Source organism: Gemmatimonadales bacterium (assembly GCA_036279355.1).
Lineage (GTDB): Bacteria > Gemmatimonadota > Gemmatimonadetes > Gemmatimonadales > GWC2-71-9 > DASQPE01.
The window spans coordinates 240,446-257,197 of the sequence record DASUJH010000020.1 but is presented as its reverse complement, the minus strand read 5'-3'; the positions used below and the strand labels follow the sequence as shown (position 1 = coordinate 257,197).

Annotated in this window: 14 protein-coding genes and 1 pseudogene; 12 read left to right on the top strand and 3 right to left on the bottom strand. The window is 69.8% G+C overall.

The window, feature by feature from the left end; all coding sequences use genetic code 11:
- The first annotated feature begins 27 nt into the window (after positions 1 to 27).
- The 4 genes and pseudogenes from VFW66_05530 (at position 28) to VFW66_05515 (ending at position 3,604) form a co-directional block, all read left to right on the top strand.
- Positions 28 to 2,190: a tetratricopeptide repeat protein gene (locus VFW66_05530; GenBank protein ID HEX5386140.1), complete on the top strand. Its 2,163-nt coding sequence runs from the start codon at positions 28 to 30 to the stop codon at positions 2,188 to 2,190.
- Positions 2,187 to 3,173: a polyprenyl synthetase family protein gene (locus VFW66_05525; protein ID HEX5386139.1), complete on the top strand. Its 987-nt coding sequence runs from the start codon at positions 2,187 to 2,189 to the stop codon at positions 3,171 to 3,173. The genes VFW66_05530 and VFW66_05525 overlap by 4 nt, the downstream gene beginning before the upstream one ends.
- Positions 3,173 to 3,445, top strand: a complete 273-nt coding sequence (locus VFW66_05520; protein HEX5386138.1) for a DUF4321 domain-containing protein — start codon at positions 3,173 to 3,175, stop codon at positions 3,443 to 3,445. Before VFW66_05525 ends, VFW66_05520 begins: the two co-directional genes overlap by 1 nt.
- A 12-nt stretch (positions 3,446 to 3,457) precedes the next feature.
- Positions 3,458 to 3,604, top strand: a pseudogene (locus tag VFW66_05515) (twin-arginine translocase TatA/TatE family subunit).
- A 123-nt stretch (positions 3,605 to 3,727) separates the two neighbouring features.
- Here the strand turns inward: VFW66_05515 and VFW66_05510 are convergent.
- A complete protein-coding gene (locus tag VFW66_05510) occupies positions 3,728 to 5,548 on the bottom strand; it encodes a peptidylprolyl isomerase (protein HEX5386137.1) in 1,821 nt (606 codons plus the stop codon).
- Between the two features lie 154 nt (positions 5,549 to 5,702).
- Here VFW66_05510 and VFW66_05505 point away from each other — a divergent pair, with 154 nt between their 5' ends.
- Genes VFW66_05505 through VFW66_05470 form a run of 8 tightly spaced genes read left to right on the top strand, consistent with a single transcriptional unit; the run spans position 5,703 to position 15,170 of the window.
- Positions 5,703 to 7,520 (top strand): tetratricopeptide repeat protein, encoded by a 1,818-nt coding sequence (locus VFW66_05505; protein HEX5386136.1) that lies wholly within the window; start codon positions 5,703 to 5,705, stop codon positions 7,518 to 7,520.
- Complete coding sequence (locus VFW66_05500) at positions 7,521 to 7,961, top strand: type II 3-dehydroquinate dehydratase (protein HEX5386135.1); 441 nt, start codon at positions 7,521 to 7,523, stop codon at positions 7,959 to 7,961.
- Positions 7,951 to 9,039, top strand: coding sequence for an aminopeptidase P family protein (locus tag VFW66_05495; GenBank protein HEX5386134.1), 1,089 nt, complete (start codon positions 7,951 to 7,953; stop codon positions 9,037 to 9,039). The genes VFW66_05500 and VFW66_05495 overlap by 11 nt, the downstream gene beginning before the upstream one ends.
- A gap of 31 nt (positions 9,040 to 9,070) precedes the next feature.
- Complete coding sequence (gene accB, locus VFW66_05490) at positions 9,071 to 9,643, top strand: acetyl-CoA carboxylase biotin carboxyl carrier protein (GenBank protein ID HEX5386133.1); 573 nt, start codon at positions 9,071 to 9,073, stop codon at positions 9,641 to 9,643.
- Positions 9,636 to 10,811 (top strand): PilT/PilU family type 4a pilus ATPase, encoded by a 1,176-nt coding sequence (locus VFW66_05485; GenBank protein HEX5386132.1) that lies wholly within the window; start codon positions 9,636 to 9,638, stop codon positions 10,809 to 10,811. Before accB ends, VFW66_05485 begins: the two co-directional genes overlap by 8 nt.
- A complete protein-coding gene (gene accC, locus VFW66_05480; protein ID HEX5386131.1) occupies positions 10,811 to 12,169 on the top strand; it encodes an acetyl-CoA carboxylase biotin carboxylase subunit in 1,359 nt (452 codons plus the stop codon). Before VFW66_05485 ends, accC begins: the two co-directional genes overlap by 1 nt.
- On the top strand, positions 12,166 to 12,924 hold the full coding sequence (locus tag VFW66_05475; GenBank protein ID HEX5386130.1) for a 2-phosphosulfolactate phosphatase: 759 nt from the start codon (positions 12,166 to 12,168) through the stop codon (positions 12,922 to 12,924). Before accC ends, VFW66_05475 begins: the two co-directional genes overlap by 4 nt.
- The gene (locus tag VFW66_05470) at positions 12,921 to 15,170 is read left to right on the top strand and encodes a DNA translocase FtsK (GenBank protein HEX5386129.1); all 2,250 of its coding nucleotides are present in this window, start codon (positions 12,921 to 12,923) and stop codon (positions 15,168 to 15,170) included. Before VFW66_05475 ends, VFW66_05470 begins: the two co-directional genes overlap by 4 nt.
- A gap of 10 nt (positions 15,171 to 15,180) precedes the next feature.
- Here the strand turns inward: VFW66_05470 and VFW66_05465 are convergent, their stop codons facing one another.
- Both VFW66_05465 and VFW66_05460 read right to left on the bottom strand, forming a co-directional pair.
- A complete protein-coding gene (locus VFW66_05465; protein HEX5386128.1) occupies positions 15,181 to 16,386 on the bottom strand; it encodes a cation:proton antiporter in 1,206 nt (401 codons plus the stop codon).
- 28 nt (positions 16,387 to 16,414) lie between these two features.
- Positions 16,415 to 16,735 carry a PDZ domain-containing protein gene (locus tag VFW66_05460; GenBank protein ID HEX5386127.1) on the bottom strand — a complete coding sequence of 107 codons (321 nt, stop codon included), beginning with the start codon at positions 16,733 to 16,735 and terminating at the stop codon, positions 16,415 to 16,417.
- Between the last annotated feature and the right edge of the window lie 17 nt (positions 16,736 to 16,752).

Here is a 16,752-nt window from a genome sequence, read left to right as displayed (position 1 = left end):
CCCTTTTCCTCTTTCAGCCCGAGCCGCATGACTCTGGAAAAGCTTAAGGACACGGCGCGGAAGTTTGAGCAGAAGGAGGACTGGCGGCGGGCCATCGACGTCTACCTCAAGGCCATTCAGCAGATCGAAGCCGGCAAGGAATCCGCGCCGGACCTCTCGCTCTACAACCGGGTCGGCGATCTCTACCTCAAAGTGGGCGACACGGCGTCCGCCGTGCGTCACTACGACCGCGCGGTCGACCTCTACGCGGATCAGGGCTTCTTCAACAACGCCATCGCGCTCTGCGGCAAGATTCTCCGGGTGAACCCGGGCCGCACGGTCACGTACCTCAACCTGGCGCGGCTGCACGCCCGCAAGAACGTCGTCATCGAGGCCAAGCGGAATCTGCTTGAGTTCATCGAGCGGATGAACGCGCAGGGACAGCTCGACGAAGCGTTTGCGGCGGTGAAGACCTTTGCCGATCAGTTTTCCGGCAGCCAGGACATCCGAGTGATGCTGATCGAGCTGCTCCGCGCGGCATCGCGCAGCGACGAAGCGCGGGAGCAGCTCGAAAAGCTTTCCAGCTCGCTCGAGGCGCTGGGTGGTGGCCCCGGCAGTCGCGCCGAGCACGGTGCTGCAGCCGCTGACGCCGACACCCGTGGCAGGCCCGAGCCCGGCGAGTCGCGGGGGAACGGTCTGGTGTTCCTCGATACGGGTTTCGGGCTGCCGTCGGAACCGGTGCGATCGACGGACCGGATCGTCGACGAGACGCCTTTGGAGCCGCTCGTGCCCGATGGGCTCATGGTCGCCGGGGCCGACATATCAGTGCCGGAGCTGGGCGGATTCGAAGCGACGGTGCTCGACCCGACCGGGCTCGAGCCGGAGCCGGTGCTGCTCGATTCAGAGCCTCTGGCACCCGACCACGAGGGGCTCGGCACACCGTGGCTCGACCCCGCGGTGGTGCAGGATTCGCCCGACCCGATCGGCGAGCTCAATCCCGCAACCGCAGCGGAGTTCGAGCGGATCGAGCCGGTCGAGTTCGGCGCGACCGGTAAGACTCCGGCCGAGCCGCTCGTCGCCGGAGGCGGGGCCGTCGATCTGACTTTCATCGAGGTGCCCGCGACGGACGAGCCCGCGGTTTCCGCGCCGACCGAGCCAGCGGCCGGCGGCACCGCCGACATCGTCGCGCTCGAGCGTGCGGTGGCGGACCGCCCCGACGACCCCGCGCCGCATCGCGCGCTCGCTGAGGCGCTGGTGCAGTCGGGCGCGACGGGGGAAGCGGTGTACGAGTTCCGCATCGCGGCGCAGGGATACGAGGGGCGCGAAGCGTGGGACCAGGCGAGCGACACCGTCGAGCGGATCATCGCTCTCGAGCCCGACGTGATGGGTCATTACCAGAAGCTGGTAGAGCTGGCGTTCCGCTCGGGAGACCGGGGCCGGCTCATCGAGGCATACCTCCGCCTCGCCGATGTGCTGGTGACCTGGGGCGACACCGAGAAGGCGCGAGCGGTCTATGGCCGGGTGCTCGATCACGACGCCGCCAACGCGCACGCGCTTTCGGCGTTGGCTGCGCTCGATGCGCGGGTCTCTGCGCGGGCCGGTGGCCGCGCCGCCGCGTCTCCGGCCGGCGCGCCGCCCGATGCCGTTGCAGCGCCTCCGCCCGGCCCCGAACCGGGCAGTGCATTCGTGGATCTGGGCTCGCTCGTGCTCGACGAGCACGCGAAGCCGCGCGACACCCGCATGCGGGTCGAGGGCCGCCAGCCGATCGAGGACGAGCAGCGGGCGTTCGAGGAAGCCCTGGCCGAATTCAAGCGCGGCATCGAGCGCAACCTCGCGGCCGACGACTACCAGGCCCACTACGATCTGGGCGTCGCCTTCAAGGAGATGGGGCTGCTGGACGAAGCCATCGCCGAATTCCAGAAGGCGCTCCGCGCGCCGGAGGGGCGGCTCCGTACCTCGGAGGCGCTCGGCACCGCCTTCTTCGAGAAAGGGCAGTTCGCCATCGCCGAAACCGTCCTTCGCCGCGCCGTCGACACGCTCGATGGCGCGGACGACGCGAAGATCGGGCTGCTCTACTGGCTCGGCCGGGCCGCCGAGGAGTTGGGGCGGGCGCCCGACGCGCTGATTGCGTACGAGCGCGCGCTCGCCGTCGATATCCGCTTCATGGACGTCGACACCCGCGTCCGGCAGCTCCGGGTGGCGCGGGCGTGAGCTCCCACGTGGCGCCGGCGTCGCTCGCGGCGCTGCAGGCCCCCGTTCGCCCGGGGCTCGAGCGGGTGGAGCGCGAGCTCCGGCGGATCGTCGAGGCCGAATTCGAGCTTATCCGCGAGGTCAACTCCCATCTGCTCCGGATGCAGGGCAAGCTGTTCCGGCCTACGATCCTCCTCCTGGCCGACGCGGCGACGGTTCCCTCGCCCCACGCTACCACGCTCGCGGCCGTCATCGAGCTGATCCATCTCGCCACGCTGGTGCACGACGACTCGGTGGACCACTCCGTGCTCCGCCGCGGCATGCCGACGCTCAACTCGCTCTTCAGCCATCAGGTGTCGGTCATCATGGGCGACTACCTGTATTCGAGGGCGGTGATCGAGCTGGTCCGCCTCGACGATCTCGAGCCGCTCAGGGTACTGAGCCGGGTGACCAACGAGATGACGGTGGGCGAGATGCGGCAACTGCTGGCGCACGATCCGCTCGCGTTCAGCGAGCCGCAGTACGACCTGCTCATCCGCGCCAAGACCGCGTCGCTCCTCTCCGGCGCCGCCGAGGTGGGTGCTCTCGGGGCGCCGGCGGCCCAGCGCGACGCGCTCCGCCGATTCGGCGAGTTACTCGGGATGGCATTCCAGATCGTGGACGACCTGCTCGACTACACCGAGGAGGAGGCCGTGATGGGAAAGCCCACGGGGTCAGACCTTCGGGAGCACAAGGTCACGCTGCCGCTCATCGCCGCCCTGCCGCGCATGGACGAGCGCGCGCGCCGCTCGGTGGCCCGGCTCCTCCACGAGCCCGATCCGCCCGATCCGCTCATCGCGGAGGTGATCGCGGCCGTGGCCGACGCCGGCGGCCTCGAGTACGCGCGCGGGCGTGCCGAGGCGTTGGGCGAGCGCGCCGATGCGGAGCTGGATGCGCTGCCCGAATCGCCCGGCCGCGAGGCGCTCCGCGCGAGCATCAGCTACGTGCTGGAGCGCCGGCGCTGATGGCCACCGGTCCCCATCGGCCGGGATTCTACCTGGGCGTCCTGGTGGCCGGCTTCATCGCCGGCGGATTTCTCACCGCATTCTTTCGACAATGGCTGCCGGACAGCGCGGCGAAGAGCTTTTTCACCAGCACGGCCACGCCGACGTTTGGCCCTGTCTCGGTCGATCTGCTGGTGGTAAACTTCACGCTGGGCCCGGTAGGGCTCCACGTATCGCTGCTGAGCCTGGTGGGCGTACTGGTGGCCTATCTGATCGCGCGATCGCTCTTTTGAGGGGAGTTCCCGATGGGAAATCTCGGCTTCACCGAAATCATGCTCATCCTGGTAGTCGTGCTGCTCCTGTTCGGAGCCAAGCGACTGCCGGAGGTCGGATCATCCATCGGCAAAGGGATCCGAGAGTTCAAGCGCAGTCTGACCGACACCCAGGAAGCGCTGCTCGGCACGCCGGACGACCAGCGGCCCACCGCGCCGAGGCAGCTCGACGATAGCGCGGCGCAGCAGGCGCCGCCCACGACAGCCCAAGGGGAGCCGAAGCGGCTTTCGCAGTAGGCGGGATCAGGCGCCCGGGCCGGCGGCGCCCGGCGCCGTCTGCAAGACCTTGGCGCGCTTGTCCACGATGTTCGCCTTGCTGCGAAGGCCCGCGAGGAAGACCTGCACCCGTTCCTGGCGGGCCTCGACCTGGGCCTGCTGCCGGAACTTGTCGAGATCCTTTACGAACGTGGCCGAGTCGGCCTTGGCGTGGTCCAGCACGCGCAGCACGTAGAGCCCATCCTTGGCGGCGATGACGCCGCTGTGCTTGCCCTTCTCCAGCCCGAACGCCGTTCCCACAACCACCGGATCGTGCACCGGAGAGGTCACCCGCGTGAACGGTCCAATCACCTCGTGCGGCAATTTCATTGAGTCAGCCGCCTGGGCCAGCGTGGCGCCGTGGTCGATGCGCTGGACCAACTCGTCCGCGATCTTGCGCGCGCCACCCAGTTTCTTCTGGTTGCGCGCGGCCTGGGTGACCTCGTCCCGGATCTGGGCCAGCCGGGGCAGGCCCGGCGGCCTGGTGCTGTCCACGCGGAAGAGGTAGAGCGCAAACGGCGTCTCGATGATGGGACTGATCTGGCCCACCTTCGCGCGCTCGGCCCACGCGCCCGCGTCCGGCAGCGTAAGCACGCCGATCCGCATCTTGTCGCCCTCGGTGAGCGGCTTGGAGGTGCCGATGCGGAGGTGCAGAGCTCGCGCCGCCGTGTCGAGCGCGGCGGCGTCAACCCGATCCGCCGCAAGGCGATCGAGCGTGTCCGCCTCGGCATCCAGCCGGTCACGGTGCGCGCCGGTAATCTCGATCGGGATGAGGATGTGCCGGCCCTTGGCCTTGTTCCCCTTGCGGCTTTCGATCTGGATGATGTGGAGCCCGAACCGGGTGAGCACCGGCTCCGAGAGCGCGCCGATCGGCAGCGAGAACGCCACCGAGTCGAACTTCGGGTCGAAGCGCCCGCGGGTCCACTCGCCCAACTCGCCGCCCTTCGCGGCCGATGCGCTGTCAGCCGACTCGCGTTTGGCGACATCGGCGAACGGCGCGCCGCCCTGGATTTCCTTGCGCAGCTCTTCCGCACGGGCGCGGGCGGCGGCGGTGTCGCTGGCGTCGGGCAGCCGCGGGATCGCGAGATAGCTCGTGAAAATGGTGCGCGGCTGCGCGAGCTCCGCCTGGTGCGCCTTGTAGTACGCTTCGACCTCGGCCGGCGTGACCGACACCGCCGAGTCGGAAATCACCTGGCGCGGCACGATGGCGGCAAGATCGATCGTCACCGTTTCGTGCAGGTCCCGGTAGCGCTGCCAGAGCGCGGCGTTGGACAGGAAGACGTCGGCCGTGACCGCCCGGAAAAGCTTGGAGCGCTCGATCTCGTCGCGATACTGCGCTTCCATCGAGGGCACGAACTGCTGCGCCACGCTGGAGCTGAGCCACTTCTGATACTTCGCCATGTCGAACTGGCTGTCCGTCTGGAACTCGGGCAATTCATAGAACTCCGGCAGCGGCTGGGTCCGGATCGCGTCGAAGATCTCGTCGTTCGTGACCCGAATTCCGCGGCGGGCGTACTCGGACTGCAAGAGATCGTTGGTGATGAATTTTTCCCAGACGTCGTTGCGGATGGCCCGGTCATCGTCGATGCCGAGGCTCTGCTGAGTCTGCCGTTGGCGCTGTTCGGTGGCCTGCTGCACGGCGCGGCTGTACACTCGCGCGTCGATCGCGTGACCGTTGACCGACCCGACCGACGTCCCGGTGGTGAGCTTGCTCCAGTCCACCGCCGTCAGCATGAAGATGAGCATGAGGCCGGCGAATACCACGCCGGCAATCTTGAGCGCGATCCCGCTCCGGAACCATTTGATCATAGGGGCATAAGCTTAAGCGCCACAACGCCGAACCTCAAGCGCGCCGAGCCCCGCGGCCAGTTGACAGGCCGACTTCCGCTCGCTACTCTCACCGTAAGCCCCGCAACGACTTAGACCCTCTGTTTCCACCGCCACTCCTCAGCCCGGGACCGGGATGTCGACTACCGAGATCGCGAAGCTCGAGAGCCGTTGGCGAGAGAATCCTCAGGGCCTCACCTTTGCTCCCCTCGCGGAGGCCCACCGCAAGCTCAAAGACCCGGAACGCGCGTTGGAAATTCTGCGACCGGGGCTCGAACGCCATCCCGATTACATCCCCGCCAACATCGTTCTCGGGCGCTGCCACTGGGACCTGAACGACCTCGCGGCGGCTGAGCAAGCCTTCAACCATGTCCTCGAGCTGGATGGCGAAAATGTGATCGCACTCCGGGCGCTCGCCGACATCGCGGAGCGCCAGACGCGCTACAACGAAGCCGAGACATGGCTCGAGCGCGTGCTGGTCGTGGATCGTAGCAACGACGATGCGCGCGAACAGCTCGCGCGGTTGCGGACGCAGGCGCGCGCGCCGGCGGCCGAGGCGAGCGGCACTCTGGAGCCGCTCGCCGCCGGCGCGGCGGCGGTCGAGGCCGCGCCGGCCGACCACGCGGCCGATCCCGCCGATTCCGGAGCGGAGCAGGCCGCCGCCGTTGAGCCGCTCGCGGCCGAGCCCGCGGTGAGTGAGGCGCAGGGAACGGTGCCGGAATCGGCCGCAGAGCCCCTTGCGCTCGAGGAGCCGATGGCCGCGGCAGCTGGGTGGTCGTCGCAGCCGTTCATGCCCGGGGTGGAACACGCCGAAATCGAGCATAATGAGATCGAGCTTTCGGGCTCCGACGCCGGGCTGGCCGCGACGACCTCCGCCGCGGCCGAGGGGCTGGAGACGCTCGAACCCACGGTGCAAGCCGGCTCCGATGATCTCGCTTTCGAGCGGGTCGAGCGGAGCGAGGACATCATGCTCAGCGCGGGCGGCGGATCGGAATTTCAGGTGCCGAATGCGGTCGAAGACCTGATCGGCGGGTACGGACAGGACCCGACGGCGCTCAGCGCCGACGCATTCGGCGCGGCGCCTCCCGATGCGCGCACCGACGCCGAGGGTGTTGAGGAGCAACAGGCGGACGGCGAGCCGCGCCCCGATAGGGAGCCCGCAGTGGCTCAGGCGGTGGAAAGCTCGAGCACCGAGGCGCCATCGCCGGAAGCGGCGCCTTCCGTCGCGGCGGCTCCGGAAGCGACCGCGCCCGAAGCGGCGCCCTCGTCAGCGCCGCCGTCCGCGGTCGCCGCGGGCGACAGCGCGGCGTTTGTCGAGGAACCCGCACCGGCGCTCGTGATCACCGAGACGATGGCGGAGATCTACCTTCGGCAGGGCCACGCCGGCGACGCGCTGGTGATCTACCGCGAGCTTGCGCGCCGGCGACCGGACGACGCCGCCCTCCGCCAACGCGTCGCCGAGCTGTCGGAACGGGAGACGCCGCCACAGCAGCATCGCCCGACCTACGCCGCGCGCGAGACCGGTGGCCAGTCGGTGGCTGAGCTGTTTCGCGCCCTGCTCGCGGCTCGTCCGCCGCACGTGGCGGCGCCGCGCCGGCCCCCGCCGCCGTCGCAGGCTGCGCCGGCCGAGCGTCCGTCGGGGCATGTCGATTCGGCGGCGTCGTCTGCGGTCGAGGGCGCGCCCACGCGGCCCGCAGGCGATCCGCTCTCGCTCGATTCACTCTTCGGCGACGCCCCCCCGGCGAGCGCGCCAGCCGTTCCTCACCCGGCCGATGCGAGGGGCGCCGGCGCAGCCGTCTCGTTCGACGATTTCTTTGGCGGCCGTGCATCCGCGACACCCGAGCGAGCCGCCGGTCCGGCGCGCAGTGGCGGCACCCCGCGGCCCGGCGCGGCGCGCGCCGGCGATGACGACCTCGATCAGTTCCACGCCTGGCTTCAAAGCCTCAAGCGCTGAATGTTGATCGCCGTCCTCAACGGCCCCAACCTCAACCTGGTGGGGACGCGTGAGCCGGAGATCTACGGCCGGACCGCGTTCGCCGACGTCGAGCGGCTGATCCGGCGCGAGGCGGCCGAGCTCGGCGTCGACGTCGACTGGATGCAGACCAATCACGAGGGCGAGTTGGTGGAGGCCGTGCAGCGGCTAGCCGGGAGGGCGGACGGGGCGGTCGTCAACGCGGCCGCGTTCACCCACACGAGCCTGGCACTCCGCGATGCCTTCCTCGCCGTGCGCGTGCCGTTCGTCGAGTGTCATCTGTCGAACCTGTTCGCCCGAAATGAGCCTGATCGGCACCGCTCGTTGCTGGGCGATCTTGCGCTCGGCGTCGTGACCGGGTTCGGCGCGCAGAGCTATCCGCTCGCCTTGCGCGCGCTGGTGGGCCGGCTGCGTGCGGCATGACTATCGGCCGGAGCGCCAAGCCGCGCTCCGCGCCGTGCTCGAGCGCGAGGGGCTGTGCGCGCTGCTCGTCACCCATCTCCCGAACGTCCGATATCTGACCGGGTTCACCGGATCGGCGGCGCTGCTTCTCGTCCGGGCGGCAGATACCACTCTGATCACCGATTTCAGATATGCCGAACAGGCGCCGGCGGAAGTGGGAGCCGCTGCCCTGGTCGAGGTCGATACGTCAAGCGTGTGGCAGCGGCTCAATCGCGTACTGGGCGACGGCGATCTCACCACGTTGGGCATCGAGGCGGAGTCGCTCACGCTCCGAGATGCCGAGCGGATCGGTGACGGCGCCCGCGGGCGCCCGGTGCCCACCAACGGCCTGGTTGAGGGGCTGCGCGCGGCCAAGGACCCCGGCGAAGTGGCGGCGATCCGCGCCGCGGCCGAGCTGGCCGAGGCCGCGCTTGCCGAAGTGCTGCCGACCGTGCGCCCCGGACAGCGCGAGCTGGACATCGCGGCCGCGCTGGAAGCAGCGCTCCGGCGGCGGGGGAGCGAGTGGCACCCGTTCCCCACGATCGTGGCCTCCGGACCGCGGTCGGCGCTGCCCCACGCCCGGAGCAGCACCCGGGCGGTCGAGCGCGGCGAGTGGCTGCTGCTTGACTTCGGCGCGCAGGTGGACGGATACTGCGCCGATCTTACTCGAACGATCGTGGTGGGCGCGCCGGCCGATGAGCGCCAGCGCGCGGTCTACGAGCTGGTGCGTACGGCCCAGCGCCGCGCGATGGAGGGCCTCCGGCCGGGGATGACGGGCCGCGAGGCGGATGCGCTCGCCCGGGACGCGATCGCCGCGCGCGGGTTCGGCGAGGCGTTCGGACACTCGCTCGGACATGGGCTCGGGCTCGAGGTCCACGAAGCTCCGCGCCTGTCGCCGATGGCAGACACGCCACTGCCCCGGCACGCCGTAGTCACCATCGAGCCGGGGATCTATCTTTCCGGCTGGGGTGGCGTCCGGCTGGAGGACGATGTCTATCTCGGTCCTGACGGCCCGGAGTGCCTGTCGGACAACCGGACGCAGCTGGTGGAGTTGACCTGAGCCGGCGGCCCCAAATCCCTAGCACCCGACTATGACCCCACAAGAGATGCAGCAGCTCGCCGAGCTGCTCCAGACGGTCCCGGGCATCAAGTCCATCGACCTGAAGGACGTTCGGCGGCTCGCACAGCTCCTGCGCGAGTCGCCGGAGATCGGGTCGATCGAGGTGAAGGGCTGGTTCGGCACCGGCGTCGTGATCACCCGGACGGCGGCGGCCGCGGGCCCGTCGATCGTCGCAATCCCCGGAATCCCGCCGGGCGCTGCGTTGCCGCCGGTCGCGCACGCGGCGGCGCCGGCCGCACCCGCCGCGCTTCCAAGGGGCGGCGCGGAGGGTTCCGGAGCGATCCAGAGTCCCCCGTCCGGGCTCAAGGAAGTGCGTTCGCCGATGGTGGGGACGTTCTATCGCGCGCCGGAGCCCGGCGCCGAACCGTACGTGAGCGTGGGCGCCCGCGTCACCCCGGGCCAGACGGTGTGCATCATCGAGGCAATGAAGATCATGAACGAGATCGAAGCCGAGGTGGCCGGTGTCGTGCGCGAGGTCGCGGTGGACGATGCGCAGCCGGTGGAGTTCGGACAGGTGCTCTTCAGGGTCGACCCCAATGGCTGAGCCGACCGCGGGCGCGGCCTCGCCGCCGTTCAACTTCAAGCAGGCCATCGCGCAGATGGTGCAGCGCAACGCGTCGGACCTGCTGCTCAAGGTAGGGCGCTCGCCCACCGTGCGGGTGAATGGCGACTTGGCGACGCTTGAAATGGCGCCGCTCCGCCCGGAGGACCTGAAGAGCCTGGCCGAGCAGGTGATGACGCCGCGCCAGGTGAAGGAGTTCGCCGAGAAGAAGGAGGCGGACTTCGCCATCGGCGTCCCGGGCGTGGGGCGGTTCCGCACCAACATCTACCAGCAGCGGGGCACGCTGGCGTTCGCCTTCCGCGCCATTCCCTACGAGGTGAAGACCACCCGGGAGCTCAACCTGCCTCAGGTGCTCGAGGAGATCTCGCTCAAGCCGCGGGGACTGGTGCTGGTCACCGGCATCACGGGGTCCGGCAAGTCCACCGCGCTCGCGGCGATGATCCACCATGTGAACCAGCACCGCCGCTGCAACATCATCACGATCGAAGACCCGATCGAATTCCTCCATCGCGACGTGATGTCCAACATCTCGCAGCGCGAAGTGGGGAGCGATACGCTCGCGTTCGACACCGCGCTGCGCCACGTGCTCCGGCAGGACCCGGACGTGATCCTGATCGGCGAGATCCGCGACATGGAAACGCTCGACACGGCGCTCAAGGCGGCGGACACCGGCCACCTCGTTTTCTCCACGCTGCATACTACCGACGCGACCCAGACCATCAACCGCGTCATCTCCTTCTATCCGCCGCACCAGCATCAGGAGATCCGCTCGCTTCTCTCAACGGCCCTCGCGGCCGTGGTGTGTCTGCGGCTGGTGCCACGCAAGGACGGCCGGGGTCGCGTGCCCGCGGCAGAGGTGCTCATCAATACGGCGGCGGTGGCCGACAACATCCGCGACATTGAGAAGGCGCTCAACATTCCCGACCTGATCGCGGAAGGCACCGTGAGCTACGGGATGCAGTCGTTCGACCAATCGCTCATGAAGTGGTACAAGGAGGGAATGGTCACGTACGAGAGCGCGCTCTTCTATTCGTCGAACCCGAGCGAGTTCGCGCTGCGCGTCTCGGGCGTGGACTCGGCCTCCGACCGGACCTTCAGCGAGGTGACCGGCGAGCCGGACGCGGCACGTTCGCTCGACCTCACGCCCTGATGTTCAGGAAGGTGCTGATCGCGAACCGCGGGGAGATTGCCCTGCGGGTCATCCGCGCCTGCCGCGAGCTCGGCTTGCAGACGGTGGCCGTATACAGCGAAGCCGACCGCGAGGCGTTGCACGTGCGGTTTGCCGACGACGACGTCTGCATCGGCCCGCCCCCCGCGCGCAGCTCCTACCTCAAGATTCCGGCGCTCATCGCCGCGGCCGAGATCACCGGCGCCGACGCCATCCACCCGGGCTACGGCTTCCTGGCCGAGAACGCCGAGTTCGCCGATACCTGCCGGGCCTCTAACATCACCTTCATCGGGCCCACCGGCGATCAGATCCGCCAGATGGGCGACAAGGCGACTGCGCGCCGCCTGGCGCAGGAAGCGGGCGTGCCCACGATTCCCGGGTCGCCCGGCACCATTGACGAGCCGGACGAAGCGCTCGCCTTTGCCGAGGGGATCGGCTTTCCGGTCATCATCAAGGCGACGGCAGGCGGGGGCGGGAAAGGGATGCGGATCGCCACCGACGCCGAGCAGTTCGTCGAGCTGTTCCGCCTGGCGCAGAACGAGGCGCTGGCGGCGTTTGGCAACGGCGCCGTCTATGTCGAGACATACCTCGAGCATCCGCGTCACATCGAGCTCCAAGTGCTGGGCGACACCCTGGGCCGCGTAGTGCACTTGGGCGAGCGCGACTGCTCGGTGCAGCGCCGCCACCAGAAGCTGATCGAGGAGAGCCCGAGCCCCGCGCTCGATGCCGAGCTGCGCTGCCGCATGGGCGAGGCGGCGGTAGCGCTCGCCTCGCGCATCGGCTACCAGGGCGCCGGCACCATCGAGTTCCTGCTCGACACCGACGGGCGGTTCTACTTCATGGAGATGAACACCCGCATCCAGGTCGAGCACCCGGTGACCGAGATGGTCACGAGCTTCGACCTCGTGAAGGACCAGATCCGCATCGCGGCCGGCGAGCCGCTCAGCTACCGCGGCGACGGCAATCACCTGCGGGGCCACGCCATCGAGTGCCGCATCAACGCCGAGGACCCGTACCGGAACTTTCAGCCGTCTCCCGGGGTCATCACGGCCTACCATCCGCCGGGCGGGCCCGGCGTGCGGGTCGACACGCATGTCTACGCCGGGTACACGGTGCCGCCGTACTACGATTCGCTGCTCGCCAAGGTCATCGTGCACGGCAATTCCCGCACGGAGGCGCTCGCCCGGATGGGGCAGGCGCTCGACAGTTTCATCCTCGAGGGCATCACCACCACGATCCCATTCCTCGCCCGCGTCATCCGCCACCCCGATTTCGTCGCCGGGCGGGTGGACACCCGGTTCCTCGAGCGCCAGCCGCATCTGTTCAAGTCCGGCGCATGAGGCTCGACGTCGCGTTCTCTCCCGCCGGTCTCGCGCCGCAGGAGGTGCAGGGCCGTGTGGTGTTCGTGATCGACATCCTGCGTGCCACCACCGCGATGTGCGCGGCGCTCACCCACGGCGCCAGGGCGATCATTCCGGTCGCATCGACCGAAGAGGCGCTTCGGCTCGCGCAGACCATCGGCAGCGCGGACGTGCTCCTTGCCGGCGAAACGCGCTGCGTGCGGATTCCTGGATTCGCACTGGGCAACAGCCCGCTCGAGATGACGGAGAACGCAGTGCGCGGGCGGACAATCATCGTTACGACGACGAACGGAACCAAAGCGCTGCTCGCGGCGCAGGGTGCTGCGGCCGTCTACCTCGCCGCCGCCGCCAATCTCAGCGCCGCGGCCGAACGCGCCCGCGACGCGCTGGCCCAGGGACGCGACGTGCTGATCGTCTGCGCGGGCCGCGAGGGCGCCTTCGGGCTCGACGATGCGTACACCGCCGGACGGCTCGCGGCCGGCGCGCTCGGCGGCCGCACCCCGCGCCGGGGGGTGAACGATGCGGCGCTCGCGAGCCTTGATCTGGTCCGCCGCTACGGCGAGCGCTGGGAGCGGCCCCTCGCCCGGAGCCGCGCAGGACGTGAGCTCATCCGGCTCGGCTTCCAGAACGACGTCCGCGACGCCGCGCGGCTGGATGCATACCCGGTGCTGCCGCACTTCCACGAACGGCGGGTCACGGTCGCAGCACCCGCCGTCGCCCCACCCGCCGCATGACCCCCGACGCCCGCCGCCGTCTCGGAGCGCTCACCGCGCTCGTCGTGGGCCTCTTCATGGGACTCACGCTGCTGCCCCTGCCGGTCACGGGGCCGGTGGGGCGCGCCGTCGGACACGCGCTCTGGCAACTGCTCGGCGTCGGCGCGGTGGGCCTGCCGGTGCTGGGCCTCGGCCTCGCGCTCGCCGGGTTCGAGCGGTTGGGCGGTCTCGACATGAAGCGCGCGGCCGTGCTCATTGTCGGCCTGAGCCTGCTGCTGCCGTACCTCGCCGGCGTGTTCGCGCGGGTGACGCCGGCCGAGCTCGATCCCGACGTGGCGCAGCGCGCGTTGTCGGCTCGCCTCGTGGGACTGGTGCCGGGGTTCTTCGCCGAGCTCATCGCGGGCCGCGTCGGGATGGCGGGCGCGGTGCTGCTCGGTTTTCTCGCCCTCTCGGCGCTTACGCTGGTGACGTTTGCATGGCATCCGCTGCATCGGCTCGAGCGGAAGCCGGCAGGCGCCGCGCGATCGCCGCGCGCGGGTGCGTCGAGGCGGTCGCTGGCGGCTGAGGTGCTGGCCCCCACCGCCGACGCCGCCGAGGCAACCACAAATGCGTCCGCCGCCCGCGACTCGGCCACGAAGGCGAAGGGTGGCAAGGCGAAGCCGCCCAAGCGTCAGGAATCCCGCCGCGGAGCGGGCGCGGAGGATCTCGGTCCCGTCTGGGAGGTCGACCTGCTCGACGCGCCGCGCACCACGGCCATCGACGCGGGCGAGGCCGAGCTGGACGACTTGCAGGAGCGGCTCGAGGCGACGCTGGCCGAGTTCAAGGTCGAAGGCGACGTGGCGGGACGTACCACCGGTCCGGTCGTCACCCAATATGGCGTGCGGCTCCGGCCGGGCGTCAAGATGATCCGGCTGGTGACGCTCGCCGACGACCTCGCCCTCAAGATGAGCGCGCGCTCCATCCGCGTGGCGCGGATTCCCGGGCGCGACATGGTGGGCGTCGAGGTGCCGAACCCCAAGTCGCGGGTCGTGATGCTGCGCGAGCTGCTGGAGGACGAGCAGTGGAGCGGTGAGGAGCGGCTCCTGCCCGTCACCCTCGGCCTCGACCTCGAGGGGCGCCCCGTCATCGCCGATCTCGCGAAGATGCCGCACCTGCTCATCGCCGGCGCCACCGGCACCGGCAAGTCGGTGGGCATCAACGCCATCATCACGTCGCTCATCTACCAGTACCAGCACAAGGAGGACCTGCGCTTCCTGATGATCGATCCCAAGATGGTCGAGCTGTCGATGTACAAGGACTTGCCCCATCTCCGGCATCCGGTCGTCACCAACAACAAGGAAGCGGCGCGGGTGCTCAAGTGGGCGGTGGGCGAGATGGAGCGGCGCTACGCGCTGCTCGAGGCCAACGGCGCGCGCAACGCGGCCGACTTCAACCGCAAGCTTCTCGAGGGCAGGCCGCTCCGGACCCCGGCGCCCCGGCGAATCACGCTCACCGACATTGCCGCCGAGGCACCCGACACCCCGCCGCCTGGGCCGGCCGAGGAGGCGTACACCGGCGGGAAGCTTCCGCTCATCGTCGTGGTGGTGGACGAGCTGGCCGACCTCATGATGACCGTGCAGGCGGACGTCGAGACGCCGCTCGCCCGGCTGGCGCAGAAGGCGCGCGCGGTGGGGTTGCACCTCATCCTCGCCACCCAGCGCCCGAGCGTGAACGTCATCACCGGACTCATCAAGGCGAACTTTCCGAGCCGGATCGCCTTCCGCGTGGCGTCGAAGGTCGACAGCCGCACCATCCTCGACGGCAACGGCGCCGAGGCATTGCTGGGCAAGGGCGACATGCTCTTCCTGGAACCGGGCAAGAGCGAGCCGATGCGGCTGCAGGGCGCCTACATCTCGACCGAGGAATCCGAGCGCATCATGGAGCGCTACCGCACGTGGGCGGCCGCGCGGGCCGAGCGCGGGGCGGTGCCTGCCGTCGAGAGCAACATTCTGGACGAGGTGCCCGACGGCGAGACGGACGGGCAGATCGACGGCACCGGCGCCGAGGCCGGCGACCGCGACCCGCTCTTCAAGGAGGCGGCCGTGGCCTGCGTGCAGAACCAGGGTGGCTCTACCTCGCTCCTGCAGCGCAAGCTCGGCATCGGCTACGGCCGGGCGGCCCGGATCATGGACCAGCTCGAGGACGCCGGGATTCTGGGGCCCGCCAATGGGAGCAAGCCGCGCGACGTGCGGGTGGGCATCGAGCAGGTGGACGAGTACTGCGCCTAGGCTGCCGCGCTCACCCCGCTACCCCCTCCGCTTCGTCCGGATACGTCTCCTTCGCCCGCATGAGCGCCGCGCGCGCGGCCAGCGGGCCGACCAGCTCGAAGATCGTGATCGCCCCCAGCACGACCGCGGTGATCGTGGGCGCGAGGGCGGGGAAACGCTCGCGGGTCGTGAGCACGAGGCCGATGGCGAGCCCCGCCTGCGAGAGCATCGAGTAGCCGAGCAGCTCGCGTACGTGCGGCGGGGCATCGATCCGTCCGGCAGCAAGCCGCACGCCCGTGAGCTTGCCCACCGCACGGCCCACCACGTAGATCACGCCCACCAGGCCAAGTGATTTGAGCAGCCCGAGCCGGAGATCGGCGCCGGCAATCACGAAGAAGATTGCGTAGAGCGGCGGATCGGTGCGCCCAACTGCGGCGAAAAGGCTGCGGCTCCGGTCCGTGAGGTTCACCATCGTCGCGCCGACGGCGAGACTCGCCACCAGCGGAAACAGATCGATCGCGCTCGCCACCCCCACGGTGAGCAGGATGCAGCCGGAGAGCAGGATCAAGGTCTCGCCGTGCTCCACCGCGCGCGAGGCCCACTGCGCGAGCAGTAGCCCCACCAGATAGCCGAGCGCCACCGACCCCACAAGCTGCCACGCAAGCGTGAAGAGCGTGGTGCCCCACGCCGCAAGCGCGCCCCGGCCCGTAAGCGCGCTCGTGTGTAGGTCGAGTCCTGCGGCGATCAGGCTGAAGCTGACCAGACAGATGATGTTGTCGATGGCGATGACACCGATCAGCGTGTCGGTGAGCGGCCCCGATGCGTTGTACTCGCGAATCACCATCAGGGTGGAGGCGGCCGCAGTTTCGATCGAAATGGCCCCGAGCAGCAACGCCACCGGCCAGGGCTGGCCCGCGATCTTTGCGCCGGCAGCGACGATGACGGAAGCCAGGGTCGATTCGATGATCGTGAGCCGGAGCACCCCGCGGCCCAGGCGCCCGATGCCGGAGAGATCGAACACTGCACCGATCGAGAACAGGATCATGCCCAGCGCGATTTCGCTGAACACGCTGAGTCCCTGCAGGTTTTCGTGGGTAATGAGGCCGAGCGCCGAGGGTCCGACGAGAATCCCGGCCAGGATGTAGCCGGTCACCTCGGGCACGCGAACGAGCTTGGCGGCGTGGCCGGCCAGAAGCGCGAGCAGCAGAATGACGCCGATGGCAGTGAGCGCGTTCATGCGCCGGCGCTCCGCTCGCGGGCGCCGCTCACTGCGTCGGGCCGAATGGCGCGCCCCGAAGCACGCCGTCGCGCTCGTAGACGAGCAGCACCGGCCGCCGCGCGGCGCGGCGAAGGAGCGAGGCGACGTCCGACTCCGCGCGCACGGCGCGGCCGTCCACCTCGAGCAGCCGATCGCCCGCCCGGAGCCCCGCGCGCGCCGCCGCGCTCCCGGGAGACACGGCGAGCAACGGCACGCCGCGGGCGAGCGTGAGGCCGAGGGGCTCGGGCGCCAGACCGCTCGCCGCTGCGCCGATGCGAATCTGCCGGTCGACACCGCGCCGGGAGACGGTGAGGGATCCCGCCTGCACCAGCGCGTCCGAGTCGG

Excerpts from the sequence above, each read along its gene's own strand:
- VFW66_05530 (HEX5386140.1), top strand. The coding sequence starts at position 28 with ATGACTCTGGAAAAGCTTAAGGACACGGCGCGGAAGTTTGAGCAGAAG.
- VFW66_05520 (HEX5386138.1), top strand. The coding sequence starts at position 3,173 with ATGGCCACCGGTCCCCATCGGCCGGGATTCTACCTGGGCGTCCTGGTG.
- VFW66_05510 (HEX5386137.1), bottom strand. The coding sequence starts at position 5,548 with ATGATCAAATGGTTCCGGAGCGGGATCGCGCTCAAGATTGCCGGCGTG.
- VFW66_05505 (HEX5386136.1), top strand. The coding sequence starts at position 5,703 with ATGTCGACTACCGAGATCGCGAAGCTCGAGAGCCGTTGGCGAGAGAAT.
- VFW66_05500 (HEX5386135.1), top strand. The coding sequence starts at position 7,521 with ATGTTGATCGCCGTCCTCAACGGCCCCAACCTCAACCTGGTGGGGACG.
- accB (HEX5386133.1), top strand. The coding sequence starts at position 9,071 with ATGACCCCACAAGAGATGCAGCAGCTCGCCGAGCTGCTCCAGACGGTC.
- VFW66_05485 (HEX5386132.1), top strand. The coding sequence starts at position 9,636 with ATGGCTGAGCCGACCGCGGGCGCGGCCTCGCCGCCGTTCAACTTCAAG.
- accC (HEX5386131.1), top strand. The coding sequence starts at position 10,811 with ATGTTCAGGAAGGTGCTGATCGCGAACCGCGGGGAGATTGCCCTGCGG.
- VFW66_05475 (HEX5386130.1), top strand. The coding sequence starts at position 12,166 with ATGAGGCTCGACGTCGCGTTCTCTCCCGCCGGTCTCGCGCCGCAGGAG.
- VFW66_05470 (HEX5386129.1), top strand. The coding sequence starts at position 12,921 with ATGACCCCCGACGCCCGCCGCCGTCTCGGAGCGCTCACCGCGCTCGTC.
- VFW66_05465 (HEX5386128.1), bottom strand. The coding sequence starts at position 16,386 with ATGAACGCGCTCACTGCCATCGGCGTCATTCTGCTGCTCGCGCTTCTG.